Annotated in this window: 28 protein-coding genes and 1 pseudogene; 2 read left to right on the top strand and 27 right to left on the bottom strand. The window is 60.4% G+C overall.

Features of this window, described 5'->3' with window-relative positions:
- Positions 1-205: pseudogene (locus ACOZK9_RS23950) on the top strand (hypothetical protein); the annotation flags it as partial.
- Between the two features lie 133 nt (positions 206-338).
- Here ACOZK9_RS23950 and ACOZK9_RS23945 read toward each other — a convergent pair.
- The 14 genes from ACOZK9_RS23945 to flhA form a co-directional block, all read right to left on the bottom strand.
- Positions 339-731 carry a DUF2802 domain-containing protein gene (locus ACOZK9_RS23945; RefSeq protein WP_058413166.1) on the bottom strand — a complete coding sequence of 131 codons (393 nt, stop codon included), beginning with the start codon at positions 729-731 and terminating at the stop codon, positions 339-341.
- Positions 732-1214, bottom strand: a complete 483-nt coding sequence (locus ACOZK9_RS23940; RefSeq protein ID WP_003236843.1) for a chemotaxis protein CheW — start codon at positions 1212-1214, stop codon at positions 732-734.
- 53 nt (positions 1215-1267) lie between these two features.
- A complete protein-coding gene (locus ACOZK9_RS23935) occupies positions 1268-2113 on the bottom strand; it encodes a CheW domain-containing protein (RefSeq protein ID WP_421556696.1) in 846 nt (281 codons plus the stop codon).
- Positions 2113-2901, bottom strand: a complete 789-nt coding sequence (locus tag ACOZK9_RS23930) for a ParA family protein (protein ID WP_058413168.1) — start codon at positions 2899-2901, stop codon at positions 2113-2115. Before ACOZK9_RS23930 ends, ACOZK9_RS23935 begins: the two co-directional genes overlap by 1 nt.
- A gap of 51 nt (positions 2902-2952) precedes the next feature.
- A complete protein-coding gene (motD, locus tag ACOZK9_RS23925) occupies positions 2953-3840 on the bottom strand; it encodes a flagellar motor protein MotD (RefSeq protein WP_058413169.1) in 888 nt (295 codons plus the stop codon).
- 82 nt (positions 3841-3922) lie between these two features.
- Positions 3923-4663, bottom strand: coding sequence for a flagellar motor protein (locus ACOZK9_RS23920; RefSeq protein WP_058413170.1), 741 nt, complete (start codon positions 4661-4663; stop codon positions 3923-3925).
- Positions 4663-5805 carry a protein-glutamate methylesterase/protein-glutamine glutaminase gene (locus ACOZK9_RS23915; protein ID WP_421556695.1) on the bottom strand — a complete coding sequence of 381 codons (1143 nt, stop codon included), beginning with the start codon at positions 5803-5805 and terminating at the stop codon, positions 4663-4665. The genes ACOZK9_RS23920 and ACOZK9_RS23915 overlap by 1 nt, the downstream gene beginning before the upstream one ends.
- A 48-nt stretch (positions 5806-5853) precedes the next feature.
- Positions 5854-8106 (bottom strand): chemotaxis protein CheA, encoded by a 2253-nt coding sequence (locus tag ACOZK9_RS23910; protein ID WP_421556694.1) that lies wholly within the window; start codon positions 8104-8106, stop codon positions 5854-5856.
- Positions 8107-8117: 11 nt separating this feature from the next.
- Positions 8118-8906 (bottom strand): protein phosphatase CheZ, encoded by a 789-nt coding sequence (locus ACOZK9_RS23905; protein ID WP_058413172.1) that lies wholly within the window; start codon positions 8904-8906, stop codon positions 8118-8120.
- An 18-nt stretch (positions 8907-8924) separates the two neighbouring features.
- The gene (locus tag ACOZK9_RS23900) at positions 8925-9299 is read right to left on the bottom strand and encodes a chemotaxis response regulator CheY (RefSeq protein ID WP_161936704.1); all 375 of its coding nucleotides are present in this window, start codon (positions 9297-9299) and stop codon (positions 8925-8927) included.
- Positions 9300-9469: 170 nt separating this feature from the next.
- Positions 9470-10210: an RNA polymerase sigma factor FliA gene (gene fliA / locus ACOZK9_RS23895; RefSeq protein WP_058413174.1), complete on the bottom strand. Its 741-nt coding sequence runs from the start codon at positions 10208-10210 to the stop codon at positions 9470-9472.
- The gene (gene fleN, locus ACOZK9_RS23890; protein ID WP_058413175.1) at positions 10207-11040 is read right to left on the bottom strand and encodes a flagellar synthesis regulator FleN; all 834 of its coding nucleotides are present in this window, start codon (positions 11038-11040) and stop codon (positions 10207-10209) included. The genes fliA and fleN overlap by 4 nt, the downstream gene beginning before the upstream one ends.
- A gap of 105 nt (positions 11041-11145) precedes the next feature.
- A complete protein-coding gene (gene flhF / locus ACOZK9_RS23885; protein WP_058413176.1) occupies positions 11146-12462 on the bottom strand; it encodes a flagellar biosynthesis GTPase FlhF in 1317 nt (438 codons plus the stop codon).
- A gap of 11 nt (positions 12463-12473) precedes the next feature.
- On the bottom strand, positions 12474-14588 hold the full coding sequence (flhA, locus tag ACOZK9_RS23880) for a flagellar biosynthesis protein FlhA (protein ID WP_058413177.1): 2115 nt from the start codon (positions 14586-14588) through the stop codon (positions 12474-12476).
- A gap of 924 nt (positions 14589-15512) precedes the next feature.
- On the opposite strand from flhA, the gene ACOZK9_RS23875 reads away from it, so the two are divergent.
- A complete protein-coding gene (locus ACOZK9_RS23875) occupies positions 15513-15776 on the top strand; it encodes a DUF6124 family protein (protein ID WP_152748122.1) in 264 nt (87 codons plus the stop codon).
- A 581-nt stretch (positions 15777-16357) separates the two neighbouring features.
- On the opposite strand, the gene ACOZK9_RS23870 is transcribed toward ACOZK9_RS23875, so the two are convergent.
- From ACOZK9_RS23870 to ACOZK9_RS23810, 13 genes are all read right to left on the bottom strand, one after another.
- On the bottom strand, positions 16358-16558 hold the full coding sequence (locus tag ACOZK9_RS23870; RefSeq protein WP_058413179.1) for a cold-shock protein: 201 nt from the start codon (positions 16556-16558) through the stop codon (positions 16358-16360).
- A gap of 130 nt (positions 16559-16688) precedes the next feature.
- A complete protein-coding gene (gene flhB / locus ACOZK9_RS23865) occupies positions 16689-17825 on the bottom strand; it encodes a flagellar biosynthesis protein FlhB (protein WP_058413180.1) in 1137 nt (378 codons plus the stop codon).
- Positions 17826-17828: 3 nt separating this feature from the next.
- Positions 17829-18614, bottom strand: coding sequence for a flagellar biosynthetic protein FliR (fliR, locus tag ACOZK9_RS23860; RefSeq protein ID WP_421556693.1), 786 nt, complete (start codon positions 18612-18614; stop codon positions 17829-17831).
- Positions 18615-18618: 4 nt separating this feature from the next.
- Positions 18619-18888 (bottom strand): flagellar biosynthetic protein FliQ, encoded by a 270-nt coding sequence (locus tag ACOZK9_RS23855; RefSeq protein WP_058413182.1) that lies wholly within the window; start codon positions 18886-18888, stop codon positions 18619-18621.
- 4 nt (positions 18889-18892) lie between these two features.
- Positions 18893-19636, bottom strand: coding sequence for a flagellar type III secretion system pore protein FliP (fliP, locus tag ACOZK9_RS23850; protein WP_058413183.1), 744 nt, complete (start codon positions 19634-19636; stop codon positions 18893-18895).
- On the bottom strand, positions 19636-20076 hold the full coding sequence (fliO, locus tag ACOZK9_RS23845) for a flagellar biosynthetic protein FliO (RefSeq protein WP_099239234.1): 441 nt from the start codon (positions 20074-20076) through the stop codon (positions 19636-19638). The genes fliP and fliO overlap by 1 nt, the downstream gene beginning before the upstream one ends.
- 1 nt (position 20077) lies before the next feature.
- On the bottom strand, positions 20078-20545 hold the full coding sequence (gene fliN / locus ACOZK9_RS23840; protein WP_058413185.1) for a flagellar motor switch protein FliN: 468 nt from the start codon (positions 20543-20545) through the stop codon (positions 20078-20080).
- A gap of 56 nt (positions 20546-20601) precedes the next feature.
- A complete protein-coding gene (gene fliM, locus ACOZK9_RS23835; RefSeq protein ID WP_058413186.1) occupies positions 20602-21570 on the bottom strand; it encodes a flagellar motor switch protein FliM in 969 nt (322 codons plus the stop codon).
- 9 nt (positions 21571-21579) lie between these two features.
- Entirely contained in the window at positions 21580-22080 is a 501-nt protein-coding gene (fliL, locus tag ACOZK9_RS23830; RefSeq protein ID WP_152748062.1) for a flagellar basal body-associated protein FliL, read from the bottom strand.
- Positions 22081-22293: 213 nt separating this feature from the next.
- A complete protein-coding gene (locus ACOZK9_RS23825) occupies positions 22294-23640 on the bottom strand; it encodes a flagellar hook-length control protein FliK (RefSeq protein WP_421556692.1) in 1347 nt (448 codons plus the stop codon).
- A gap of 102 nt (positions 23641-23742) precedes the next feature.
- Positions 23743-24090: an Hpt domain-containing protein gene (locus tag ACOZK9_RS23820; RefSeq protein WP_058413189.1), complete on the bottom strand. Its 348-nt coding sequence runs from the start codon at positions 24088-24090 to the stop codon at positions 23743-23745.
- 30 nt (positions 24091-24120) lie between these two features.
- The gene (locus tag ACOZK9_RS23815) at positions 24121-25839 is read right to left on the bottom strand and encodes an ATP-binding SpoIIE family protein phosphatase (protein ID WP_421556691.1); all 1719 of its coding nucleotides are present in this window, start codon (positions 25837-25839) and stop codon (positions 24121-24123) included.
- Positions 25836-26141, bottom strand: a complete 306-nt coding sequence (locus tag ACOZK9_RS23810; RefSeq protein ID WP_058413191.1) for an STAS domain-containing protein — start codon at positions 26139-26141, stop codon at positions 25836-25838. Before ACOZK9_RS23810 ends, ACOZK9_RS23815 begins: the two co-directional genes overlap by 4 nt.
- Between the last annotated feature and the right edge of the window lie 372 nt (positions 26142-26513).

Here is a 26513-nt window from a genome sequence, read left to right as displayed (position 1 = left end):
AAACCCCCGATGCCCCCACCCTGGTTTCAACCGGTGGTTACCCCGGCAGGACGCCGGGTTAGCCGCGCTGGGCCAAGGATGGCCCATCGCGGCGGCCCACGGATTCAAGCCTGTGGGCGGGCATGCCGAGCCTAAGCGAGGCACCGAGTGGTGGGGCGAGAGCGTTTTGGTTACTTTTGCGCTGTTCAAAAGTGACTCGCTGTAAGAGCGAAACCGATACAAGCCATCACCCAAACAACGGATATGCACGAAAATCCAAAGAACACCCCAAGCCCGCTCGCCGCGCGACAGCGCCACATCAAAAAAGCAGATCTACAGCATAAGCTGAGTCTGCCCCGTCAGCTCTTGTGCAATTTACTCATCAGTTGCGCTTCGGCATGGGTCAACCCACACGACTGGGTCAGCTCATCCACCGTAGCCCCCATGCCCACCAGCTTCGCCGCCTGAGCGAAAGACAAGCTGGAGGGATCACGCTGCTCAATCTGCGCCACCTTATCCGGCAACGGCGCCAGAATCGCGCGCAGTTCATGCACCTCATCTCCCACCCGCACCGCACTTTGCTGGAAGTGGTCAACGCGCTTGACCAACTCCAGAATGCGCCGGTCACGCACCGCATCGCGCTCAGCCTGTTGCAGGGCCAACTCTCGCTGCTGGCGCATATAGCGCAGCGCGAACGCCAACGTCCCGGCCCACAACAGGGCCAGGACAATTACCGCGGCTTCAAAGAACAATCAGATGTTCTCCAGATCCGACCACTCTTCTTCGCTCATCATCTTGTCCAGCTCAACCAGAATCAGCAGTTCGCCGTTCTTGTTGCACACGCCCTGGATAAACTTGGCGGATTCTTCGTTGCCAACGTTCGGCGCGGTTTCCACTTCCGATTGGCGCAGGTAAACCACTTCGGCCACGCTGTCGACCATGATCCCGACCACTTGCTTGTCGGCTTCGATGATGACGATACGGGTGTTGTCGTTAACCTCGGTCGGCACCAGGCCAAAACGCTGGCGCGTGTCGATGACCGTAACCACATTACCGCGCAGGTTGATAATGCCCAGCACGTAGCTTGGCGCACCCGGTACCGGCGCAATCTCGGTGTAGCGCAGCACTTCCTGCACGCGCATCACGTTGATGCCATACGACTCGTTGTCCAGTTTGAAGGTAACCCATTGCAGAATCGGATCATCTAAACCTTGTGCGGACGCTGACTTGTTCATACCCCTGACCCCTTCAAAATTGGCCACGCACCAGCGCGGCCCTTATTGTTCAATCAACTGCGTTTGTTTTGCGGCATCGACTTCACGGCACCACTGGCGATCAATTCGGCCAACTCGGCGACATCCAGCAATGCACACATATGCTCAATCACGGTGCCTGCCAGCCATGGCCGCTGGCCTCGCTGGCTGCGCCATTTAATTTCGTTAGGGTCCAGGCGCAACGAGCGGCTGACTTGATGCACCGCCAACCCCCACTCATAGCCCTGCACCGAGATGACGTACTGCAGACCCTCGCGAAAGTCATCGCGGTAGCGGTCGGGCATCACCCAGCGCGCGGTGTCCAGCACCTTGAGGTTGCCGGCCTGGCTGGGCAGGATGCCGAGAAACCACTCCGGTTGCCCGAACAGCGGCGTCAGTTCCTGGCCTTGCAAAGAATAGATCGAGCCGAGGCACACCAGCGGCACCGCCAGGGTCAACCCGGCGACGTCGAACAGCAGGCACTCAAACGGCTCGGCAGCCCATGCCGGGCGCCCATCACCGTTGACGGGCGGCGGCGTAATGCTCGGCGGCATGTGCACGTCCGCCACCGGCTCGGCCACCAACGGCGCCAGCACCACTGGCGTGATCGGTACCACGACGGGTGCGGCTACACGTGCGGGCAAAGGCTCGGGCGCGGGCACGACCACTGGCGCGACTTGCGCATCACGCGCCTGTTCTTCGAGCACTGCCAACTGGAATTCATCCAGCGTGCTGACAGGCTCAACGGCGGGTTCGACGGCGGCCTCGAGCACCACAATCGGCTCTGGCAGTTGCTCCTCGGTCGCTTCCTGCAACAACGCATCCAGGTAGGATTCGAGTGCCAGTTGCGGCCGGGTCTTGAGTTTGACAGGACGATTCATCACGCCACCTGCGCCACAAGTTGCTGCGACAGCAGGTGCTTGAGCAACGCGCGGTAAGCCAGCACGCCACGGCTTTTGCCGTCGAACTGCGACGGCGTGAGACCGGCGCGGCTGGCGTCACGCAAGCGCGTGTCCACCGGGATGTAGCCCTGCCAAATAGCTTCGGGGTAGCCATCGCGCAATACGCGCAAGGTGCCGAGGGACGCCTGGGTGCGGCGGTCGAACAGGGTAGGCACGATGCTGAACGGCAACGGCTGCTTGCGCGAACGGTTGATCATCGCCAGCGTGCTGACCATGCGCTCCAGGCCTTTTACCGCCAAGTGTTCGGTTTGCACCGGGATCACCAACTGCTGGCTGGCCGCCAACGCGTTGACCATCAGCACGCCGAGCAACGGCGGGCTGTCGATGATCGCGTAGTCGAAACTCTGCCACAGCTGCGCCAGGGTCTTGGCGATCACCAGGCCCAAACCACTCTGGCCCGGCGACTGGCGCTCAAGGGTCGCCAGCGCGGTGCTCGATGGCAGCAGGGAAATACTTTCGTTACTGGTAGGCAGCAGCAGTTGCGCCGGCAGGTCGGCAGGCACGCTGCCTTTGTGCAGGAACAGGTCGTAACAGCTGTGTTCCAGCGCATCCGGGTCATAGCCGAAATAGCTGGTCATCGAGCCATGCGGGTCCAGGTCGACCACGACCACACGCTTGCCCGCCTCGGCCAGCAAGCCGGCTAAAGCGATGGAGGTGGTGGTCTTGCCGACCCCACCTTTTTGATTGGCAACTGCCCAGACTCTCATTCGGTTGGTTCCTCCCGGCAGGCATTGGCGCGACCGAGACATTGCATAAAGTTATTGAGCCGGTGACGGAGAATTGACGGCACTCTGACGCACCGACGGCTTAACGGTTGGCGGTGCAGTTTGTGTGCCAGCCCGCTTCAGTGCCGCATCCGGTGTTGCATTGGCCGTGCCCGTGCCGGTCAGGCTGCGGCGCACATCCAGGTTGCGCGACACCACCAACACCACCCGGCGGTTGCGCGCACGGCCTTGCGCGGTGGCGTTATTGGCCACCGGCTGGAACTCCCCATAGCCCACCGACGCCAGGCGCTCAGGGTTCACACCCTGCATCGCCAACATGCGTACGATGCTCGCAGCGCGGGCCGAGGACAACTCCCAGTTGGTCGGGTACTGGGCGGTGGCAATCGGCAGGTTGTCGGTAAAGCCTTCAACGTGAACCGGGTTTTCAAAGGGTTTCAAAATCGCCGCCACCTTGTCGATGATGGTGAACGCCTGATCACTTGGCATCGCGTCGGCACTGGCGAACAGCAGGCTGGAATTAAGCTCGATCTCTACCCACAGTTCATTGCCGCGCACGGTCATCTGGTTGGAGCTGATCAGGTCACCAAACGCTGCGCTGATGTCATCGGCGATGCTTTTCAACGGGTCGCTGGTGCCCCCTACGCCGGCGGCGGTTTCGTCGCTGTCGTTGACCAGCGGCTTGGCCGGCGTCACCGTCTTCGGTCGCTCGTCACCAATCGGGATCGGCTTGAGCGCGCGGTCGGAGTCTGAAAACACGCCGATCAGTGCTTCGGAAATCACCTTGTACTTGCCTTCGTTGACCGACGAGATCGAATACATCACCACAAAGAATGCGAACAGCAAGGTGATGAAGTCCGCGTAGGACACCAGCCAGCGCTCGTGGTTAATGTGTTCTTCCGGCTCGCGGCGACGTCGGCTCACAACAAAGCACCTCGCGCTGCACAACCTGCTTGCCACAGCGAGCCGTTTGGCCACTGGTTAGAAGTGTCGATGTGCATCGCCATCAATCCATGAAGCCCTGAAGCTTCAGTTCGATAGAACGTGGGTTTTCGCCCTCGGCAATCGACAAGATGCCTTCGAGCAACATTTCGCGATAACGCGATTGCCGCAGGGCAATCGACTTGAGCTTGCTGGCCACCGGCAACAGCACCAGGTTGGCACTGGCCACGCCGTAGATGGTGGCGACAAACGCCACGGCAATGCCGCTGCCCAGTTGCGAGGGGTCGGCCAGGTTGCCCATCACGTGAATCAAACCCATCACCGCGCCGATGATGCCGATGGTCGGCGCATAACCGCCCATGCTTTCAAATACCTTGGCGGCGTTGATGTCGCGGCTTTCCTGGGTGTAAAAATCCACTTCCAGGATGCTGCGGATCGCTTCCGGCTCGGCGCCGTCGACCAATAACTGCAGGCCTTTACGCGAGTAACTGTCGGGCTCGGCATCGGCCACGCTTTCCAGGCCCAGCAGGCCTTCCTTGCGCGCGGTGAGGCTCCAGTTGACCACGCGGTCGATGCCGCCTGGCAGGTCGACACGCGGCGGGAAAATAATCCATATGACGATTTGCATCGCGCGCTTGAATGAACTCATCGGCGCCTGCAACAGCGCAGCGCCGACGGTGCCGCCAATCACGATCAGTGCCGCAGGGCCGTTGGCCAAGGCGCCAAGGTGGCCGCCCTCCAGGTAGTTGCCGCCGATAATTGCGACAAACGCCATGATGATGCCAATCAGGCTCAATACATCCATCAGAGGCAGGCCTCCACCAGATGCTTGCCGATGTCGTCCAGGCTGTACACGGCGTCGGCCAGGTCCGCTTTGACGATGGCCATGGGCATGCCGTAAATCACGCAACTGGCTTCGTCCTGCGCCCAGATCGCGCTGCCGCCTTGTTTAAGCAGGCGCGCGCCTTCACGGCCATCGGCGCCCATGCCGGTGAGCACCACCGCCAGAACTTTGTCGCCGTAGGACTTGGCCGCCGAACCGAAGGTGATGTCCACGCACGGCTTGTAATTCAGGCGCTCGTCGCCGGGCAGGATTTTAATCGCGCCACGCCCATCCACCATCATTTGCTTGCCGCCCGGCGCCAGCAACGCCAGGCCAGGACGCAGGATGTCGCCATCCTCGGCTTCCTTGACCGTGATGCGGCACAGCTTGTCGAGGCGCTCGGCGAAGGCTTTGGTAAACGCCGCCGGCATGTGCTGGATCAGCACGATCGGCGCCGGGAAGTTGGCCGGCAATTGCGTCAACACCCGCTGCAAGGCAACCGGGCCACCGGTTGACGTCCCGATAGCGACCAGCTTGTAGGCTTTGCGCTTGGGTGCAGGCGAATGCGCACTTGAAGCAGGCGCGCGGGCCGGTGCCACGGCAGGCCGGGCAACCGGCGCAGGCGCCGCACGGCCAAACGATGACGCGGGCGCCGCCGGTGCGGCCGGGGCGGGCGCGGGAGCGGGTGCATGGGCAGGTGCCGGCGCACTCGACAAGCTGCGACGGTTACTGCGCGAAATGCTGTGCACCTTTTCGCACAGCATCTGTTTGACCTTCTCGGGGTTACGCGAGATGTCTTCGAAATTCTTCGGCAGGAAGTCCACCGCACCCGCGTCCAGCGCATCCAGGGTTACCCGGGCGCCTTCGTGGGTCAGCGAGGAGAACATCAACACCGGGGTGGGGCAGCGCTGCATGATGTGTCGAACTGCCGTGATGCCATCCATCATCGGCATCTCGTAGTCCATGGTAATCACGTCCGGTTTCAACGCAATGGCCTGATCAATCGCCTCTTTGCCGTTTGTGGCCGTACCGACCACCTGAATCGTTGGATCGGCGGAGAGAATTTCCGAGACGCGACGGCGGAAGAAACCCGAATCGTCCACCACCAGGACCTTGACTGCCATAAACACTCCGTTAGGTGGGGCGGGCGAGACCGCCCTGCCCCGCCAGAATCAAATACGCCGAGCGGCGTAACGCTTGAGCATGCTCGGAACATCAAGAATCAGCGCGATCCGACCGTCACCGGTAATGGTCGCACCCGACATGCCCGGTGTTCCCTGCAGCATTTTGCCCAAAGGCTTGATGACCACCTCTTCCTGGCCCACCAGTTGATCGACGACAAAGCCGATCCGCTGAGTGCCCACCGAGAGAATCACCACATGGCCTTCACGCTGCTCTTCATGCTTGGCCGATGCAACCAGCCAGCGCTTGAGGTAGAACAGTGGCAATGCCTTGTCGCGCACGATCACGACTTCCTGGCCGTCCACCACGTTGGTGCGCGACAGGTCGAGGTGGAAGATCTCGTTGACGTTGACCAACGGGAAGGCGAAGGCCTGGTTGCCCAGCATCACCATCAGCGTCGGCATGATCGCCAAGGTCAACGGCACCTTGATGACGATCTTCGAGCCCTGGCCCTTGGTCGAGTAGATATTGATCGAGCCGTTGAGCTGGCTGATCTTGGTTTTCACCACGTCCATGCCGACGCCACGGCCAGACACGTCGGAAATCTCGGTTTTGGTCGAGAAGCCCGGCGCGAAGATCAGGTTGTAGCATTCGGTGTCGGTCAGGCGGTCGGCGGCGTCCTTGTCCATCACGCCACGCTTGACCGCGATATTGCGCAAGATCGCCGGGTCCATGCCTTTGCCGTCATCGGTGATCGACAGCAGAATATGGTCGCCCTCTTGCTCAGCCGCCAGAATCACCTTGCCGCCACGCGACTTGCCCGAAGCCTCGCGTTCTTCCGGGGTTTCGATGCCGTGGTCGACGGCGTTGCGCACCAAGTGGACCAGCGGGTCGGCCAGGGCCTCGACAAGGTTTTTGTCGAGGTCGGTTTCTTCACCCACCAGTTCCAGGTTGATCTCTTTCTTGAGCTGGCGTGCCAGGTCGCGAACCAATCGCGGGAAGCGGCCGAAGACTTTCTTGATCGGCTGCATCCGCGTTTTCATCACCGCGGTCTGCAAGTCAGCCGTCACCACGTCGAGGTTCGACACGGCCTTTTGCATGGCTTCGTCGCCGCTGTTCAGGCCCAAACGCACCAAGCGGTTACGCACCAGCACCAGTTCGCCGACCATGTTCATGATGTCGTCCAGGCGCGCGGTATCAACGCGCACCGTGGTTTCGGCTTCACTGGCAGGTTTTTCGGCAACCGGCGCGGCTGCGGCGCGTGCAGGTGCAGCCGCAGCCGCAGGTGCCGGAGCTGGCTTGGCCGCAACCGGCGCCGCCGCTTTGGCGGCAACCGGTGCAGCAGCGGCTGCCGTGGCTGCACCGGCTGCCGCTGCTGCGGCCGGGGCCACTTCAGTGAACTTGCCTTTACCGTGCAACTGGTCCAACAACGCTTCGAATTCGTGATCAGAGATCAACCCATCGCCCGCCGGTTGCGCACTGGCAGCTGCACTGGCAGCGGGTGCCGTGGCCGTGGCGGCGACTTCCGGCAAGGCTTCGGCCGCAAACGTGCCTTTGCCATGCAGTTGGTCGAGCAACGCTTCGAATTCGTCGTCGGTAATCTCGTTGCTGGCAGCGGCAGGAGCAGCAGCAGGCGCTTGCGACTGGGCGGCAGGTGGCGCCACCGCGTCGGCCGCGAACTGGCCTTTGCCGTGCAACTGGTCGAGCAGCGATTCGAACTCAGCGTCGGTAATGTCTTCGCTGGTCGGCGCTGCAGACGCAGTGGCAGGCGCAGTAGCCGCTTGTGGCGCTTCAGCTTCAGCCTTGACCGCGCTGAGGGAGTTGAGCAGTTGCTCGAACTCGCTGTCCGTCACGTCTGCTTCAGGCTCAGCCACAGGCTCTGGCGCTTGCACCACCGGCGCAGCCGTGGTGTCGGCAGGCTCTGCCAGGCGCGCCAGGGCGGCCAGCAGTTCCGGGGTAGCCGCAGTGATCGGCGCACGTTCGCGCACTTCACTGAACATGCCGTTGACCGCATCCAATGCTTCGAGAATCACGTCCATCAGTTCCGAGTCGACGTGCCGCTCACCCTTGCGCAGGATGTCGAAAACGTTCTCGGCGATGTGACAGCACTCCACCAGCTCATGGAGCTGGAGGAAGCCGGCGCCCCCTTTTACAGTATGAAAACCGCGAAAAATTGCATTGAGCAGGTTCGCATCATCCGGTCGGCTTTCCAGCTCGACCAGTTGTTCGGACAGTTGCTCTAAAATTTCGCCGGCCTCTACAAGGAAATCCTGAAGGATCTCTTCATCGGCGCCGAAGCTCATGTGGGTGCTCCTTAGAAGCCTAAACTGGATAACAGGTCATCAACATCATCTTGACCTGACATAACGTCTTCACGTTTATCGGCATGAATCTGCGGACCTTCACCCTTGGCGAGATGTTTTTGTGGATCTTTTTCCGAGAGGATCGATTCGCGGTCATGTTCGATGCCGGCGAAACGATCAACCTGGCCTGCCATAAGCACCAATTTGAGCAAGTTGCTTTCCACCTCGGTGACCAATTGGGTCACACGCTTGATCACCTGACCGGTGAGGTCCTGGTAATCCTGGGCCAGCAGAATGTCATTGAGGTTGCTGGAAACCGTACGGCTTTCCTGTTCGCTGCGCGTCAGAAACCCGTCGACCCTGCGGGCCAATTCACGAAACTCTTCAGCACCCAGTTCCCGACGCATGAAACGGCCCCAGTCAACGCTGAGGGCTTGCGCTTCGGTGGCCATGCCATTGACCAGGGGCGTGGCGTTTTCAACCAGGTCCATGGTGCGGTTGGCCGCCGCCTCAGTCAGTCTGACCACGTAGGACAGGCGTTCTGTGGCATCGGTAATTTGTGATATTTCTTCAGCCTGGGGCATGTGCGGGTCAATTTGAAAATTGACGATTGCACTGTGCAGCTCGCGCGTGAGCTTGCCCACTTCCTGGTACAGGCCGCGATCACGGGTCTGGTTAAGCTCATGGATCAACTGCACCGCGTCGCCGAAGTGGCCTTTTTCAAGGCTGTCGACCAACTGGTGAGCATGCTTTTTCAGGGTCGACTCAAAGTCGCCCAGTGACGTTTCTTTATGCTCCATAGCTCCCCCGTGGCAGCATCACTGACCGATTCGTTCGAAGATTTTTTCAATCTTCTCTTTCAAGGCCAGTGCAGTGAATGGCTTAACCACGTAACCGTTGACCCCAGCTTGAGCGGCTTCAATGATCTGCTCACGCTTGGCTTCGGCGGTGACCATCAACACAGGCAAGCTGCGCAGTTTTTCGTCCGCGCGCACATGGCGCAGCAGGTCGATACCGGTCATGCCTGGCATGTTCCAGTCGGTTACCAGAAAGTCGATGCTCCCGCTGTTGAGGATCGGAATCGCCGTAATGCCGTCATCCGCCTCGACCGTGTTTGTGAACCCAAGGTCACGCAACAGGTTTTTTATGATCCGCCGCATCGTTGAGAAGTCATCAACGATGAGGATTTTCATGTTCTTGTCCAATTCGACCTCCAAGCAGTCTTAAACGCGCCCAGCACCTGGACGCGCCATTTCAATCAACAGGCGTTACACAAAAAGGACTGCCGGGGCACCACGGAACGAATCCGCGAAAGGCGTTACACCTTTCGCCTGGTTGCGCTGCAGTGTCCCCACACTGCCTGTCAGCGCGCGCGCCACTCTCCCAATCGCCCCCGCAAGCGGGCCGCGCACTGGCTATGCAGTTGGCTGACACGCGATTCGCTGACCCCCAGGACCTCACCGATTTCCTTGAGGTTCAGCTCTTCGTCGTAGTACAGCGCCAACACCAGCCGCTCACGCTCCGGCAAATTGGCAATTGCTTCAGCCAACGCACCCTGAAAACGTTCATCTTCCAGGTCGCGCGACGGTTCGAGATGAGCACTCGCGCCGTCCTCGTGCAGCCCTTCGTGTTCGCCGTCCTGCAACAGGTCGTCGAAACTGAACAGGCGGCTGCCCAAGGTATCGTTCAGAATCCCGTAATAATCATCGAGACTCAATTGGAGTTCGGCCGCAACTTCATGATCTTTAGCGTCACGACCGGTTTTTGCTTCAATTGAGCGAATTGCGTCACTGACCATGCGTGTATTGCGGTGTACCGAACGCGGCGCCCAATCCCCTTTACGCACTTCATCGAGCATCGCGCCGCGAATACGAATACCCGCGTACGTCTCGAAACTCGCGCCTTTGCTCGCGTCGTATTTGGTCGACACTTCGAGCAGGCCGATCATGCCGGCCTGGATGAGGTCTTCAACCTGCACGCTGGCAGGCAGGCGTGCCAGCAAGTGGTAAGCAATGCGTTTGACCAAGGGCGCATAGCGCTCGATCAACTCGCCCTGGCTGTCACGTGCCGACTTTTTGTAAAGGTTGTAGCCGCTGGATGTCATAGCACCGGACCTGCGCTCGTGTGATGCACCAATCGCTCGACGAAAAACTCCAAATGCCCGCGCGGGTTGGCGGGCAGCGGCCAGGTATCGACCTTCTGGGCAATCGCCTTGAACGCCAAAGCGCACTTCGAACGAGGGAATGCTTCATAGACTGCACGCTGCTTTTGCACAGCCTTGCGCACACACTCGTCATAGGGAACTGCGCCGACGTATTGTAAGGCGACATCCAGGAAGCGATCCGTGACTTTGGTCAACTTGGCGAACAGGTTGCGCCCTTCCTGCGGGCTTTGGGCCATGTTGGCCAGCACGCGGAAGCGGTTCATGCCGTAGTCACGGTTCAGCAGCTTGATCAGCGCGTAGGCGTCGGTGATCGACGTCGGTTCGTCGCACACCACCAGCAATACTTCCTGGGCGGCCCGCACGAAGCTGACCACGGACTCGCCGATGCCGGCAGCGGTGTCGATCACCAGCACGTCGAGGTTGTCGCCAATGTCACTGAACGCCTGGATCAGGCCGGCATGCTGCGCCGGGCTCAGGTGCACCATGCTCTGTGTGCCGGAGGCGGCCGGCACGATGCGAATCCCGCCGGGGCCTTGCAGCAGCACATCGCGCAGCTCACATCGGCCTTCGATCACGTCGGCAAGCGTGTGTTTGGGTGTCAGCCCCAGCAGAACGTCGACGTTCGCCAGCCCCAGGTCAGCATCCAGCAGCATGACGCGACGGCCAAGCTCTGCCAGGGCCAGGGACAAATTCACTGACACGTTAGTTTTTCCGACGCCACCTTTGCCGCCGGTCACCGCGATCACCTGTACGGGATGCATGCTGCCCATTTTATTTCTTTACCTTGTCTTGCTTAGACGCAGGCTACATGGCTTGGCCGCGTGAATCGCTTGCAGACCATCGATGTAGATACATTTCACGGTGTTCATCCTGCCTTAACCAACCCGTTTTGCGGGGTTGTGGTAGAGGTCGGCGAACATGTCGGCCATCGCTTCCTCGCTAGGCTCTTCTTGCATTTGCACGCTGACTGCGCGGCTGACCAACTGATGACGGCGCGGCAGATGTAAATCATCCGGGATCCGCGGCCCGTCGGTCAGGTAAGCAACCGGTAACTCATGACTGATGGCCAGGCTCAACACTTCACCCAGGCTCGCCGTTTCGTCGAGTTTGGTGAGGATGCAGCCCGCCAGGCCGCAGCGTTTGTAACTATGGTACGCAGCGGTAAGAACCTGTTTCTGGCTGGTGGTTGCAAGCACCAGGTAATTTTTTGACTTGATGCCGCGACCGGCCAGGCTTTCAAGCTGCATGCGCAACGCAGGGTCACTGGCTTGCAGGCCGGCGGTATCGATCAACACCACGCGCTTGCGCAGCAGCGGGTCGAGCGCGTTGGCCAGCGACTGGCCCGGGTCGACATGGGTGACCGTCACATTGAGGATGCGGCCCAGGGTTTTGAGCTGTTCCTGGGCACCAATGCGGTAGCTGTCCATGCTCACCAGCGCGATATTCTGCGCGCCGTACTTAAGCACATAACGCGCCGCCAGCTTGGCCAGGGTGGTGGTCTTGCCCATGCCGGCAGGGCCGACCATGGCAATCACACCGCCCTCTTCCAACGGCTCGATTTCCGGGGTAACGATCATGCGCGCCAAGTGCGCCAGCAACATGCGCCAAGCCTGGCGAGGTTCTTCAATGGAGGTGGTCAGCGCCAGCAGGTCACGCGACAACGGGCCAGACAGGCCGATACGTTGCAGGCGGCGCCAGAGGTTAGCCTGTTGCGGTTTGCTGCCTTGCAACTGGTTCCACGCCAGCGAGCCAAGCTGTACTTCGAGCAGCTCGCGCAGGCCATTCAGTTCAAACCGCATCGAATCCAGCGCGCGCTGGTCAACGGCGGCAGCCGGCGCTGGCGCAGCAGGACGCGGCGGCTCTTTGAACGTCGGCTCAACCAGCGGCTCGGCAGCGGTCAGCGGCAGGCCGGCGAACAACTGACGGTTGGTGGTGGTATCGCTGTCGCCACGCATGCTCAGCTCAGCCTGGGCCGAGACGATACGCGAGGCGGTCTTGCGCAACTCGTCTTCGAGCTCCATGTTCGGCACGCGCGGCGCCAGCGCCTGAGGTGTGTAATCCAGGGCAGCCGTCAGCTCGACACCGCCGGCAATACGGCGGTTACCAATAATCGCGGCATCGGCGCCCAGCTCATCACGAACCAGTTTCATGGCCTGACGCATATCGGCGGCGAAAAAACGCTTAACTTGCATAACCCACTACCTCAGCCATTGGGCCCTACTGTCGCGACGATAGTCACTTGCTTATTGTCAGGAATTTCCTGATAAGCCAAAACGTGCAAATTCGGTACTGCCAAACGTCCAAACCGCGACAACATCGCCCGAACCGGGCCGGCCACCAGCAGTATCACCGGTTGGCCCTGCATTTCCTGGCGCTGTGCGGCTTCGATCAACGAACGCTGCAGCTTTTCAGCCATGCTTGGCTCCAGCAGGACGCCCTCTTCCTGGCCTTGTCCTGCCTTCTGAATACTATTGAGCAATATCTGTTCCAACCTTGGCTCCAAGGTGATAACAGGCAGCTCAGACTCAACCCCCACAATGCTTTGCACGATTGCGCGGGACAAACCGACGCGCACCGAGGCTACCAGCGCGGCGGTATCTTGACTCTTGGCAGCATTGTTGGCGATAGCCTCGGCAATGCTGCGAATGTCGCGTACTGGCACCTGTTCGGCAAGCAAGGCCTGCAGCACCTTAAGCAACTGCGACAGCGACAGCACGCCCGGCACCAGTTCTTCGGCGAGTTTTGGCGACGCTTTGGCCAGCAAGCCCATTAATTGCTGGACTTCCTCGTGGCCGATCAGCTCGTGCGAGTGCTTGTACAGAATCTGGTTGAGGTGGGTAGCGACCACGGTGCTGGCGTCCACCACCGTGTAACCGAGCGACTGCGCCTGGCTGCGCTGGCTGATTTCGATCCACACCGCTTCCAAACCAAAAGCCGGATCTTTGGCGGTTATCCCGTTGAGCGTGCCGAACACTTGGCCGGGGTTGATCGCCAACTCGCGGTCGGGGTAAATCTCGGCTTCAGCGAGGATCACGCCCATCAGGGTCAGGCGGTAGGCACTCGGGGCCAGGTCGAGGTTGTCGCGAATATGCACCGTGGGCATCAAGAAGCCCAAATCCTGCGACAGCTTCTTGCGCACACCCTTGATCCGCGCGAGCAACTGGCCACCCTGGTTGCGGTCCACCATTGGAATCAGGCGGTAGCCGACTTCCAGGCCGATCATGTCGATCGGGGTCACGTCATCCCAGCCAAGCTCCTTGGTTTCCTGGGCGCGGGCCGGCGATGGCAGCAAGTCCTGCTGGCGGGCAACTTCTTGCTGGGCCTGAACCTTGACCTGGTTTTGCTTGCGCCAGAACAGGTAAGCACCGCCGGCCGCCATGGCCGCCATGCTCAGGAACGAGATATGCGGCATGCCCGGTACGATGCCCATGACCGCCATGATGCCCGCTGCCACGGCCAGCGCCTTGGGCGATGCGAACATCTGCCGGCTGATCTGTTTGCCCATGTCTTCGGAGCCCGAAGCACGCGTCACCATGATCGCCGCAGCTGTGGATAACAACAGTGATGGCAATTGCGCCACTAAACCGTCACCGATGGTCAGCAGGGCATACACCTTGCCTGCATCGCCGAAAGTCATGCCGTGCTGGAAGATACCGACCGCCATACCGCCGATCAGGTTGATAAACAGAATCAGCAAGCCTGCGATGGCGTCGCCGCGCACAAACTTGCTGGCACCGTCCATGGAACCGTAAAACTCGGCCTCCTGAGCCACTTCCAGGCGGCGGGCCTTGGCTTGGTTCTGGTCGATCAGGCCGGCGTTGAGGTCGGCGTCGATGGCCATCTGTTTGCCGGGCATCGCGTCGAGGGTGAACCGCGCGCTCACCTCGGAAATCCGCCCGGCGCCCTTGGTGACCACCACAAAGTTGATGATCATCAGGATCGCGAACACCACGATACCGACCACGTAGTTACCGCCGATCACCACCTCACCGAAGGCCTGGATCACCTTACCGGCGGCGGCGTGGCCGTCTTGCCCGTGGAGCATCACCACCCGCGTGGAGGCCACGTTCAGCGCCAGACGCAGCAAGGTCGCGATCAGCAGAATGGTCGGGAATACCGCGAAATCCAGCGGCCGCAACGCGTACACACAGACCAGCAGCACAACGACCGACAGGGCAATGTTGAAAGTAAAAAACACATCGAGCAGGAACGGCGGCATCGGCAACATCATCATTGCCAGCATCACCAGCAACAACAACGGCACACCCAAATTGCCCCGCGACAGGTCAGTCAGGGTGCCACGGGCCGTGTTGAGCATTTGAGAGCGATCTACCACCGGTATTCCTCGTGTTCCTTGAAGCAAAGTTTTGACGCCAGTTGGCGTCCTGAAGGCGGTATTGCAAGAAGCCTTCCAACTTTTACTTTGGGGCGTTGATCACCTCATAAGCGACCGAGTCTACCGGGTGTAAATCGAGTCAAAAATGTGGGAGGGGGCTTGCTCCCGATGGCGGTGGTTCAGTTGGAACATTGCTGAATGACACACCGCTATCGGGAGCAAGCCCCCTCCCACATTTGGAGCTGTGCGCGGGTTACCCCAGGGTATGCCGGGGCGGGCACCGCCTGGACTGAAAAGCTGACGCCGAGCGTTCCCACGCGCAGCAAAGGAAGGCCGCCTGCGCCGTGTATGTGGGAGGGGGCTTGCTCCCTCCCACATTTGGAGCTGTGCGCGGGTTACCCCAGGGTATGCCGGGGCGGGCAACGCCTGGACTGAAAACCCGACGCCGAGCGTTCCCACGCGCAGCAAAGGAATGCCGCCTGCGTCGTGTATGTGGGAGGGGGCTTGCTCCCGATGGCGGTGTGTCAGTCGGTTATTCCGGGCCTGACACACTGCTATCGGGAGCAAGCCCCCTCCCACATTTGGATGTGTGTGCAGCCGCTGCTATCGAGGAAATTTCCGACAGGGTTTTAAGGTTGTCCCTAGGAAACCCGCGCTCTAGTCTGCGCACACCGCTGAACAATCAGCGGGCGGGCTTCGCGGCCCATTGAATTCAGACGCAAAGCGCTATTGTCCGCTTTCAGTTGATGATTTTTTATCGTCTACTGTGCGGCGCTATGGTGGCTGTGCGCGGGATACCTTCGGGTATGCCGGTTTCCTGATTCCGGTCCGCGAACCTGCGTACAGCTGCCACCCCATCGCGTCGCGGCGATAAGTGGCAACTCCATTTAAATCAGGAGTTTCACAATGATTAAACCCACCCCAAATCCCCCGCCCAGCGTGCTCTTCACCCTCATCGACGGCATCAGCACCGAAGACCTGCTGGTCAACCTCACCGAAACCCTGGCTTCCGCCCACGCGCTGACCTGCGACTTTGCATTTGATATGGAAGCGACGCAGCGAGAAGTCGCGCTGGGCATTGCGCAGTTGATTGAGGTAGCGCGGTTGCTGGCTGAGCGGCTGCTGGATGATGTTCAGCCATCATTCGCAACAGAGTCGGGCGCCGCCTAGACTCAAAACCCGACGCCGAGCGTTCCCACGCGCAGCAAAGGAATGCCGCCTGCGCCGCGTATGTGGGAGGGGGCTTGCTCCCGATAGCAGTGTGTCAGTCGGTTATTCCGGGCCTGACACACCGCTATCGGGAGCAAGCCCCCTCCCACATTTGGTGCTGTGTGCTGGATGCCCCAGGGTATGCCGGGTCGGGCACCGCCCGGACTAAAAAGCTGACGCTGATCGTTCCCACGCGCAACAAAGGAATGCCGTTTGCGTCGTGTATGTGGGAGGGGGCTTGCTCCCTCCCACATTTGGTGCTGTGTGCTGGATGCCCCAGGGTATGCCGGGTCGGGCACCGCCTTGATTGAAAAGCTGACGCCGAGCGTTCCCACGCGCAGCAAAGGTATGCCGCCTGCGCGTGTATGTGGGAGGGGGCTTGCTCCCGATGGCGGTGTGTCAGTCGGGTATTCCGGGCCTGACACACCGCTATCGGGAGCAAGCCCCCTCCCACATTTGGAGCTGTGTGCGGGATACCCCAGGGTATGCCGGAGCGGGTACCGCCTGGACTGAAAAGCTGACGCCGAGCGTTCCGGCGGGGGTTAGATGACGGTGATGTTGGACGCGAAAACGCCCTTGGGCCGATGAATCCGGGCAAATCGCACGCGCAGGCCATCTTTCAGCCGAACCCCGGCCGAGCCTTCAAGATCCACACAGACGGCATCCTCACCGCAATCCAGAGCAATCAAGCCTTGCCCGGTTTTTTCGCTGTAAAACTTGATCGTGCCCGTCACCGCTTCCATCACTACGTCCTCTGCATCTCTTAACAACGCGGGTGCAGTGTCTGGCGCAATGGAACCGCGATTTGCCTTCGCTGGCTACTGTGATAGTTGACAGGTAACGCGCACTTTCAGATGAATGGCACGCTGGCAATCAGGAGTCGCGACGCAGATCCGGCGGAATCGGCAGGTCTTTGAGCGGATCAGGCCGCTTGCCCTTACCCGCCCGGTACTGGCGAATTTGATAGACGTAGGCCAACACCTGCGCCACCGCCAAATACAGCCCTGCAGGAATCTCCTGGTCCAGGTCCGTGGAGTAGAAAATCGAGCGCGCCAACTCCGGCGACTCCAGCAACAGAATGTCGTTGGCCACCGCGATTTCGCGAATTTTCAGTGCGGTAAAGTCGCTGCCCTTGGCCAGCAACATCGGTGCGCCGCCCTTCTCCGGGTCGTACTTGAGGGCTACGGCGTAGTGGGTCGGGTTGGTGATGACCACGTCCGCGTCGGGCACTGAAGCCATCATTTTGCGCTGGGACATTTCGCGCTGCAGTTGGCGAATGCGCTGTTTGACCTCAGGCCGACCTTCCTGGTCTTTGTGCTCGTCGCGCACTTCCTGCTTGGTCATCAGCAGTTTTTTGTGGCTCTCCCACAACTGGATCGGCGCATCCACCGCCGCGATCAGGATCAGCCCGGCAGACATCCACAAGGTGCTCCAGCCCACCACTTGCACGCTGTGGATGATCGCCGACTCCAGCGGTTCATGGGCAATGCGCAATAAATCGTCAATATCCGAAGACAGCACCGCCAGCGCGACGAACAGAATCAGGATGAACTTGGCCAAGGCCTTGAGCAGCTCGACCAATGCCTTGGTCGAAAACATTCGCTTAAGCCCGGCCGCCGGGTTCATGCGGCTGAACTTGGGCGCCATGCTGCTGGCAGCAAACAGCCAGCCGCCCAAGGCGACAGGGCCGATCAAGGCGGCCAGCAGCAAGGTGATGAGGATCGGCTGCACCGACAGAATCGCGATTTTGCCTGAATGCATCAGGTAGCGGCCCATGGCGTCGGGGTTCAGCAGCACCTCGCGCGGCAGGGCAAAGTTGAGCTTCATCAGCTCCATCAAGTCCAGCGCCAGGCCGCCGCCGTAGATCAGCACGGCGCCGGCACCGGCCATCATGGTCGCAACGGTATTGAGTTCTTTAGAGCGCGCAATTTCGCCCTTTTCCCTGGAGTCCTTTTTACGTTTCTCCGTGGGGTCTTCTGTTTTGTCTTGGCCACTCTCGCTCTCGGCCATGGCTCAACGCGCCCGTGCCAAGTCACGTAAAAACTGCAAGGCGTCGGTCGCCAGCGGTTGATACTGATTGAGAATGTCGGCCATGCCGATCCAGAAAATCCCCATGCCCAACACCAGGGTCAGGGGGAAACCAATCGAGAAAATGTTCAGTTGCGGCGCCGCGCGGGTCATCACGCCAAACGCGATGTTAACCACCAGCAGCGCGGTGATTGCCGGCAGCACCAGCAACAACGACGCACCCAGCACCCAACTCATGCGCCCGACCAGCTCCCAAAAATGATTGACCACCAAGCCCGACCCCACCGGCAAGGTGGTGAAGCTTTCGGTCAACACCTCGAACACCACCAAGTGGCCGTTCATGGCCAAAAACAGCAACGTCACCAGCATGGTCAGGAACTGCCCGATCACCGCCACCGACACGCCGTTGGTGGGGTCGACCATCGAGGCGAAGCCCATGCCCATCTGGATCGAAATGATTTGCCCGGCAATCACAAACGCCTGAAAGAACAGCGTGAGCGAGAAGCCCAGCAGCGAACCGATCAGGATTTGCTCGGCGATCAACAGCAACGCGCTGAGGTCCAGCGCATTCACCGGCGGCATCGGCGGCAGCCCGGGCACGATCACCACGGTGATGGCGACGGCGAAATACAGGCGAATGCGCCGTGGCACCAAGGTGGTACCAAACACCGGCATGGTCATCAGCACGGCCATGATGCGAAACATCGGCAGGATGAAAGAAGCCACCCAGGTACTGATCTGGGTGTCGGTCAGTGCCAGCACAGATTGCATGCGGTCAGCCGATCAACAGCGGAATACTGCCGTACAACTGCAGGATGTATTCCATGAAGGTTTGCACCAGCCATGGGCCGGCGACGATCAGGGTGATCAGCATTACCAGCAAACGCGGGAGGAAACTCAAGGTTTGTTCGTTGATCTGTGTTGCGGCCTGAAACATCGCCACCAGCAGGCCAATCAACAGGCTCGGCACCACCAGCACGGCAACCATCATGGTGGTCAGCCACAGCGCTTCACGGAACAGGTCGACAGCGACTTCTGGGGTCATGGCTCTACACTCCGCCGAAACTACTGGCCAACGTGCCGATAATCAGCGCCCAGCCGTCCACCAGCACAAACAGCATGATCTTGAACGGCAGCGAAATAATCAGCGGCGAGAGCATCATCATACCCATCGCCATCAGCACGCTCGCCACCACCAGGTCGATGATCAGGAACGGGATAAAGATCATGAAGCCGATCTGAAACGCCGTCTTCAATTCAGAGGTCACAAACGCTGGCACCAGAATGGTCAACGGCGCCTGGTCCGGGGTGGCAATGTCGGTGCGCTTGGACAAGCGCACAAACAACTCAAGGTCGCTGGAACGGGTTTGCGACAGCATGAAGTCCTTGATCGGGCCTTGGGCCTTGTCAATCGCGTCTTGCGCGGTGAGTTTTTCCGCGAGGTAAGGCTGCAGCGCTTGCTGGTTCACCTTGTCGAACACCGGCGCCATGATGAACATCGTCAAAAACAGCGCCATGCCGGTGAGGATCTGGTTCGACGGTGTCTGTTGCAGGCCCAGGGCCTGACGCAGAATCGAGAACACGATGATGATCCGCGTAAAGCTGGTCATCAGCATCACGAACGCCGGGATGAAACTCAGCGCGGTCATGATCAGCAAAATCTGCAAGCTGACCGAATATTCCTGCGCGCCGGCGGCGTTGGTGCCCAGCGTAATCGCCGGGATCGATAACGGGTCGGCGGCAAACGCCAGCGGCGCGGCCAGCAACAGCATGAGCGTCAATAAAACGCGCATTACTTCTTATCCTTCTGATCCTTGCCCAGCAACTCCATCAGGCGCTGAGCGAATTCTGGCGTGGCGGCTTCGGCCTTGGCCACTTCAACCGGCGACTTGAGCACGTGCAACGGGGTGATGCGACCGGGCGTGATGCCGAGCAGAATCTGCTCCTCGCCCACCTGTACCAGCACCAGACGATCACGCGGGCCGAGGGCACGCGAACCGATCATCTCGATCACCTGGCCGTTGCCCGGGCCAATGTTCTGTACGCGGCGCATCAACCAGGCCAGCACGAAGATCAAGCCGACCACCAGCAACAGCCCCAACACCAGTTGGGTCAGTTGCCCGCCGATGCCGCTGGTCACCACGGGCGCTGCAACTGCAGCTTGCGCGATCGGCTCAGCCGCGAGGGCGCTCAATGGCAGCGCCAGAAACAGTCCCGCCATCGAATACTTCATGTCAGCGCAACTTCTTGATGCGTTCGCTCGGGCTGATCACGTCCGTCAGGCGGATGCCGAACTTTTCGTTGACCACCACCACCTCGCCATGCGCGATCAGCGTGCCATTAACCAGCACGTCCAGCGGCTCACCGGCCAGCCGATCAAGCTCGATCACCGAACCCTGGTTGAGCTGCAACAGGTTGCGGATGTTGATTTCGGTGCTGCCCACTTCCATCGAGATGGACACCGGGATGTCGAGGATCACATCCAGGTTCGGGCCGTCGAGGGTCACCGGGTCGTTGTTCTTCGGCACACTGCCGAATTCTTCCATTTGCAGGCGGTTGCCGGCAGGCGCACTGGCGGCGTCGGCAGCCAGCAGCGCGTCAATATCGTCTTGGCCAACATCGCCGGTTTCTTCCAGGGCCGCAGCCCATTCGTCAGCCAGGGCCTGGTCTTCGGCGGAAGTGTTCTCGTGTTCGGTAGCCATTACATGTCCTCGGCGAAGCAAACATTCATAAATAGGGGTGCAGCAACAGGGGCGGCTCAGCGACGGTTAATCGGCTCCACCACTTGCAGCGCCAGGTTGCCCTTGTGGGAACCGAGCTTGACCTTGAACGACGGCACGCCGCTGGCGCGCATGATCATTTCTTGCGGTAACTCGACGGGAATAATATCCCCCGGCTGCATGTGCAAAATGTCGCGCAAACGCAGCTGGCGACGCGCCACGGTGGCGCTCAGCGGTACGGCGACGTCGAGCAAATCTTCGCGCAGGGCCTTGACCCAACGTTCGTCCTGGTCGTCCAGGTCGGACTGGAAACCGGCGTCGAGCATCTCGCGCACAGGCTCGATCATCGAGTACGGCATGGTCACGTGCAGGTCGCCGCCGCCGCCATCGAGTTCGATGTGAAAGGTCGAAACCACAATCGCTTCGCTGGGGCCGACGATGTTGGCCATGGCCGGGTTAACTTCCGAGTTGATGTACTCGAAATTGACTTCCATGACCGCCTGCCAGGCTTCCTTCAAGTCGACGAAGGCTTGTTCCAGCACCATGCGCACCACGCGCAATTCGGTCGGGGTGAATTCGCGGCCTTCGATCTTGGCGTGACGACCGTCACCACCAAAGAAGTTGTCCACCAGTTTGAACACCAGTTTGGCGTCCAGAATGAACAACGCGGTACCACGCAGCGGCTTGATCTTGACCAGGTTGAGGCTGGTGGGCACGTACAGCGAGTGCACATATTCGCCGAACTTCATCACCTGCACGCCGCCCACCGCCACGTCCGCCGAACGGCGCAACATGTTGAACATGCTGATACGGGTGTAGCGGGCGAAACGCTCGTTGATCATTTCCAGGGTCGGCATGCGTCCACGGACGATGCGATCCTGGCTGGTGAGGTCGTAACTTTTGACGCTGCCGGGCTCGGCAGCCAGTTCGGTCTGTACCAGACCATCGTCGACGCCATGCAACAGCGCGTCGATTTCATCCTGGGACAGCAGGTCTTGCACGGCCATGTCGTGATCCTACTGCAATACGAAGTTAGTGAAGAGCGCCTGCTCGACCACGACTTTGCCAAGCTCTTTCTGAGCCACTTCCTGCACGCTGGCAGTGACCTTCTGGCGCAGCATTTCCTGGCCTACAGGGGAGGCAAGGCTGTCGAAGCTCTGCCCGGAGAACAGCATCACGAGGTTATTGCGGATCACCGGCATGTGCACCTTGAGGGCATCCAGGTCCGCCTGGTTACGCGCCAGCAAGGTGATGCTCACCTGCAAATAGCGTGTACGACCATTTTGATTGAAGTTGGCGACAAAGGCCGGAAGCATCGGCTCGAAGATTGCCGGTTGCTTGACGTTACCGGTGGTTTCGGCAACAGGCGCTGGTTTGCTGGCATTGTTGTGCATGATGTACCAGGTACCGCCCACCGACGCGCCGATGGCCAGGAGCAGGCCCAGCACAATCAACAGGATAAGCTTGAGCTTGCCCTTGCCTGCGGGGGGTGTTGCTGCGTCGTCGCTCTTCGCCATGCCAATAATCCGTCACTATTCTGGGATTCATAGATCTACGGAAAGGCAAGAGCAAGTGTTATGCCAGAGTTGTCGGGCAGAGCGGGCAGCACACACCAAATGTGCGAGGGGGCTTGCTGCCGATGGCGGTGCATCAGTCAATTAATAAGTCGACTGACCCACTGCTATCGGCAGCAAACCCCCTCTCACATTCAAAGCCTTGCAAAGCTGGAATCAGGCGTAGTAGTCGACGGCACTGGAGCCGATCAGCGTAGACGTCACCGGCGCAACGGCTGCCGCCACTTCAGCCACATCGCCTGCATCGCCGCCGTCACCCCGCCCGCCACTGCCAGTGACGCCGCGGGCCTGGTTCTGCTGTTGTTGCTCCTGGCCCTGCCAACCACGCGACTGGTCGGACACGTTAACGTCGACCTGCCCCATGCCCTGCTGGGCAAACATCTCGCGCAGGCGGCCCGACTGGCTTTCCAGCGCTTCACGTACCACCGCGTGGCCGCTCATGAAGGTGACCTGCGCTTGCTGGTCTGCCGTCATGTTGACCTTGATGTCCAGGCGGCCCAGCTCTGCCGGCTGCAACTGGATCTCTGCCGACTTGAGGTTGGCACTGGACAAGTACATCACGCGGTTGACCACTTCTTCAGACCAGCCGCTCTGGTGCATGGCCAATGGCGCGTTGGCCACGGGCGGCAGGGCATTCGCGGTTTTCGGCGTGGCGGCCTGTGTCAGCGCGGCCAGGCGGTTGGCGAAATCATCGATGCGCGTGTCGCTGCTGGCGTCTTTGAGGTCCTTGAGGCCACCTTCGATCAAACCACTGAAGGCTTTATCGCCGCCCTGGTCAGTGCTGTCTTTGGCTTGCTGGTCGACCAGCATATTCGCCAGGCCGGTGGCAAAATTCTGCGCGGCGGTCGGCTGATCCAGCGTCGTCGGCGGCGCGGTTTTCTGCGCAGTTTGGCTGCTGGCCGAGACGTGGCCGCCCTGCTCCATCGCCAGGCGCACGGCAGGCATCGCATCCAGCGGGTCGGCTGCCGGGTCGAACGTCGGCACCTTGGCTTGATCGGTCGCCGCAACCGACGCAGTGGCGGCCGGTTGGGCCTTGTCGTCAGCAGTGGCCGCGGCCGGTGCTGGCGGTGGCGCGGCAACAGGCACGGCCACCGGTGTGACCGTGGCGATTAAAGCCGGGTCCACCACCGGGTCAACCGCAGGTTGTTGCGCCAGGGACGGATCGGCAGGTGCGTCCTCGTCACTGCTGGCGCTGTCGTCGGGGTCGGCCGGCGGCTTGGCAGGCAAGGGATTGCCGCTATCGGCAACCGCTGGCGTGCTGGCGGCAGGTGTGTTGCTGCCCGCCGCCGGCTTGGCGCTCGCGTCGGAGGGTTTATCGCGCGTCGGTTTGGCGGCGCTGTCGTCGGCCTTTACCGTGGGCTTCGAGCCTTGGTTGGCAAACACTTGGGCGAAGCCTGAGGCCTTGTCGCGCGGGTCTGCCGTCGCTACCGCGGGGGTGGCTGCGGGCGCTTGAGGCTTGGCCGCGGGGGCAGCCTGAAGAAGCGAATTCGGGGCGACTGGCATAGGTAAAGGTCTCCACTGCATGGGGATCGGGGATGCAGTCACTGGAGCTATAGCAAGAGTTGGGCCAGGTGACTGGCGTTGTGCGCGCGGAGCTGCTTAGCGTCAAAGCTGAAAGCGCTGCCGCTCGTGCTCGTACAGCGGCCGGACGAGCGCAAATTCCTGGTCGATTTCGTCCACCAGTTCACCCAGGTCGACGCGGGCAGGTTCCGCAGAGCCGTCTTCCAGCCGTCGGCAAAGCTCCGCCAGGCGCACCGCACCGAGGTTGCCGCTACTGCCTTTAAAGCTGTGCGCAATCCGCCCCAACGCCTTGGCATCATCGCGCGCCCGGCGCAACGCCTCGACACGTTTTGCGGAGTCGTCAAGGAAGGTATCGAGCAACTTCGGATACTCGCTCTCCATCACTTCCTGCAAACCTGACAACACATCAGGGTCCAGATGAATCTCAGCCACTTGCTCGCTCCTTGATCAAGAATCAGCGGATTATGCCAGAGCCCCCCAGCAAAACTCCACGCACACACAACGCCCACCGTGCGACCAGCGTACATCGCTGCTCAATTGACGCACCAGGCTCAAGCCTCGACCAGACAAACGGTCGACATCCAGCGGCCGTGCCAGCACGTGTTCCACGTCAAAGCCGGCGCCGCTGTCTTCGATGCTCAGCGTCATTTTGCCGCCCATGTCGGTCGGCACCACGTGCACGTGCACACGAATATAACCGCTGCTCAAGTGCGCGAGCCGCTCATTGCGCTGGCGGTAATAGTCGGCAAACCCATGGGCATCACGCTTGAGCTGCGAATCCAAGCCCAGCACGCCGTGCTCCAGCGCGTTGGAATACAGCTCGGCCATCACACTGTAAAGCGCCCCGCTCTGCTCACGCAGGCCGTGGATTTCGAGCAACAGTTGCAGCAAATACGGCAACGGGTTGTACGTTTGAAGCGTGTGCGCGCGAAATTCAAAACTCACCGACCAGTCCAGCGGGCACGACTGGCCACTGTCGGCATACACAGGCTCGGCCGCACGCAACGGCGGGTCGGGCTGCAAAGTGATCTCGACCATGCTGACGTCATCACGCGCTTCACCGCGAAACGCGGCCAGGGCCAGTTCGATGTCTTCGAACAGGTGCCCGGGATCGCGGTTGGCGGCAAATACCTGCTGCAAACGCTCGGCGCCAAACAACTGGTCATTCGCGTCGGCGGTGTCCAGCACACCATCAGAGAGCAAAAATACCCGGTCGCCGAGGGCCATCGGCCAGACTTCAGTGCTGTCATTAAACGCGTCCGCCGACAGCACGCCCAGCGGCAGATGCCGCGACATCAACGGCGTGCGTTTGCCCGTCGCGACGTCGTGCACATAGCCTTCGGGCATGCCGCCGTTCCACACTTCCAGCGCCCTGCGCTGGGTACTCAGGCACAACAGCGTGGCGCAGCAGAACATGTCCACCGGCAGGATGCGCTTGAGCTTGGCGTTCATCTCCCGAAGAATCTGCGCCAGGCCGTAGCCCTTGGCCGTCATGCCGTAGAACACTTCGGCCAGCGGCATGGCACCCACCGCCGCCGGCAGGCCATGCCCGGTGAAATCGCCGAGCAGTACGTGCATGTCACCCGACGGTGTGTACGCCGCCAAAAGCAGGTCGCCGTTGAACAGCGCGTAAGGCGATTGCAGGTAACGAATATTCGGCGCCGCGTTGATGCAACCCGAATGCGCGACCTTGTCGAACACGGCCTTGGCCACCCGCTGCTCATGCAACAGATAATCGTGGTGTTTGGCGATCAGGTCACGCTGCTGCAATACCGTCGCTTGCAGACGGCGCAGGCGGTCCATGGCGTTGATCTTCGCCGCCAAAATCAGCGGGTTATACGGTTTGGGCAAAAAATCATCGCCACCGGCATCCAGGCACTGCGCCAGGGCCGCGCTCTCGCGCAGCGAGGTCAGAAAGATGATCGGCACCAGCGTCTCACCCGCCAGGTGTTTGATTCGACGCGCAGCTTCAAAGCCGTCCATCACCGGCATCAGCGCGTCCATCAACACCAATTGCGGACGCTCGCGGGCAAACAGCTCTACAGCTTGCGCGCCGTGGGTGGCGGTGAGCACCTGATGGCCCTGACGCCGGATGATCGTCGACAGCAACAGCAAATCAGCGGCGCTGTCTTCGGCGATCAGGATCGTCAGTGGTTCAAAAACGGGGGCCAGGGTGCTCAACTGATGTCGAACAATTTATCGAAATTGGAGATGCCGAGGATCTTGCGCACGTCGGGGTTGCTGTTGACCACCATGACTTCGGCTTTGTCGCCGCCGGCGTAATCACGTAACAGCAGGAGCATGCCCAATGCCGAGCTGTCCATGTAGGTGGTTTCTTTCAAGTCGACCACATACAGCTCGGGCGCCTTGTAGAAACGCTCGTAGGCATCACGAAACGTATGGTGGCTGCCAAAATCGAACCTCCCCTTGACCACTATCGTCAACTTCTTCCCATCCGGGGATACTTCTGACTCAACTGACATACGACTGCTTCCTTGTCATTGGCAACGTGCAACAAGGTTTAGCAGGTGATGCGTAAGTGAGCAACATTCAGCATCAAATGTGGGAGGCTTAACTGCGTCTTTGATGTAGCGCTGTGGCCATCGTGGTTTAACGGGGCGCTTCTCAGATCAAAAGCAAGAGCACGGCGGCCTGAAAGCCGACCTGAGTGGTTGAAGCAGATCAAGGGCGGGCTTTGCATACACAGCAGATCTGCTTTTTTTGCTTTCTGTGGGAGGGGGCTTGCTCCCGATAGCAGTTTTACAGTTGATACATGAATTGACTGACCCACCGCCATCGGGAGCAAGCCCCCTCCCACAGTTTGACCACATTCTGCTTGGGGGATTGGGCCGGCT

Source organism: Pseudomonas kitaguniensis, assembly GCF_049199985.1.
GTDB classification, from domain to species: Bacteria; Pseudomonadota; Gammaproteobacteria; order Pseudomonadales; family Pseudomonadaceae; genus Aquipseudomonas; species Aquipseudomonas kitaguniensis.
The sequence above is the reverse complement of the archived record's forward strand: the minus strand, read 5'-3'. Positions and strand labels throughout refer to the sequence as shown.

What these genes read in the sequence shown, in the direction of transcription:
- ACOZK9_RS23910 (WP_421556694.1), bottom strand. Translation starts at nt 8,106, where the DNA reads ATGAGCTTCGGCGCCGATGAAGAGATCCTTCAGGATTTCCTTGTAGAG.
- ACOZK9_RS23855 (WP_058413182.1), bottom strand. Translation starts at nt 18,888, where the DNA reads ATGACCCCAGAAGTCGCTGTCGACCTGTTCCGTGAAGCGCTGTGGCTG.
- ACOZK9_RS23930 (WP_058413168.1), bottom strand. Translation starts at nt 2,901, where the DNA reads ATGAGAGTCTGGGCAGTTGCCAATCAAAAAGGTGGGGTCGGCAAGACC.
- fliL (WP_152748062.1), bottom strand. Translation starts at nt 22,080, where the DNA reads ATGGCGAAGAGCGACGACGCAGCAACACCCCCCGCAGGCAAGGGCAAG.
- fliR (WP_421556693.1), bottom strand. Translation starts at nt 18,614, where the DNA reads ATGCAATCTGTGCTGGCACTGACCGACACCCAGATCAGTACCTGGGTG.
- ACOZK9_RS23920 (WP_058413170.1), bottom strand. Translation starts at nt 4,663, where the DNA reads ATGGATGTATTGAGCCTGATTGGCATCATCATGGCGTTTGTCGCAATT.
- fleN (WP_058413175.1), bottom strand. Translation starts at nt 11,040, where the DNA reads ATGGGCAGCATGCATCCCGTACAGGTGATCGCGGTGACCGGCGGCAAA.
- ACOZK9_RS23810 (WP_058413191.1), bottom strand. Translation starts at nt 26,141, where the DNA reads ATGTCAGTTGAGTCAGAAGTATCCCCGGATGGGAAGAAGTTGACGATA.
- fliA (WP_058413174.1), bottom strand. Translation starts at nt 10,210, where the DNA reads ATGACATCCAGCGGCTACAACCTTTACAAAAAGTCGGCACGTGACAGC.
- fliP (WP_058413183.1), bottom strand. Translation starts at nt 19,636, where the DNA reads ATGCGCGTTTTATTGACGCTCATGCTGTTGCTGGCCGCGCCGCTGGCG.
- flhB (WP_058413180.1), bottom strand. Translation starts at nt 17,825, where the DNA reads ATGGCCGAGAGCGAGAGTGGCCAAGACAAAACAGAAGACCCCACGGAG.
- ACOZK9_RS23870 (WP_058413179.1), bottom strand. Translation starts at nt 16,558, where the DNA reads ATGGAAGCGGTGACGGGCACGATCAAGTTTTACAGCGAAAAAACCGGG.
- ACOZK9_RS23915 (WP_421556695.1), bottom strand. Translation starts at nt 5,805, where the DNA reads ATGGCAGTCAAGGTCCTGGTGGTGGACGATTCGGGTTTCTTCCGCCGT.
- ACOZK9_RS23900 (WP_161936704.1), bottom strand. Translation starts at nt 9,299, where the DNA reads ATGAAAATCCTCATCGTTGATGACTTCTCAACGATGCGGCGGATCATA.
- ACOZK9_RS23875 (WP_152748122.1), top strand. Translation starts at nt 15,513, where the DNA reads ATGATTAAACCCACCCCAAATCCCCCGCCCAGCGTGCTCTTCACCCTC.
- ACOZK9_RS23825 (WP_421556692.1), bottom strand. Translation starts at nt 23,640, where the DNA reads ATGCCAGTCGCCCCGAATTCGCTTCTTCAGGCTGCCCCCGCGGCCAAG.
- fliN (WP_058413185.1), bottom strand. Translation starts at nt 20,545, where the DNA reads ATGGCTACCGAACACGAGAACACTTCCGCCGAAGACCAGGCCCTGGCT.
- ACOZK9_RS23935 (WP_421556696.1), bottom strand. Translation starts at nt 2,113, where the DNA reads ATGAATCGTCCTGTCAAACTCAAGACCCGGCCGCAACTGGCACTCGAA.
- fliO (WP_099239234.1), bottom strand. Translation starts at nt 20,076, where the DNA reads ATGAAGTATTCGATGGCGGGACTGTTTCTGGCGCTGCCATTGAGCGCC.
- fliM (WP_058413186.1), bottom strand. Translation starts at nt 21,570, where the DNA reads ATGGCCGTGCAAGACCTGCTGTCCCAGGATGAAATCGACGCGCTGTTG.
- flhF (WP_058413176.1), bottom strand. Translation starts at nt 12,462, where the DNA reads ATGCAAGTTAAGCGTTTTTTCGCCGCCGATATGCGTCAGGCCATGAAA.
- ACOZK9_RS23940 (WP_003236843.1), bottom strand. Translation starts at nt 1,214, where the DNA reads ATGAACAAGTCAGCGTCCGCACAAGGTTTAGATGATCCGATTCTGCAA.
- ACOZK9_RS23905 (WP_058413172.1), bottom strand. Translation starts at nt 8,906, where the DNA reads ATGGAGCATAAAGAAACGTCACTGGGCGACTTTGAGTCGACCCTGAAA.
- flhA (WP_058413177.1), bottom strand. Translation starts at nt 14,588, where the DNA reads ATGCTCAACACGGCCCGTGGCACCCTGACTGACCTGTCGCGGGGCAAT.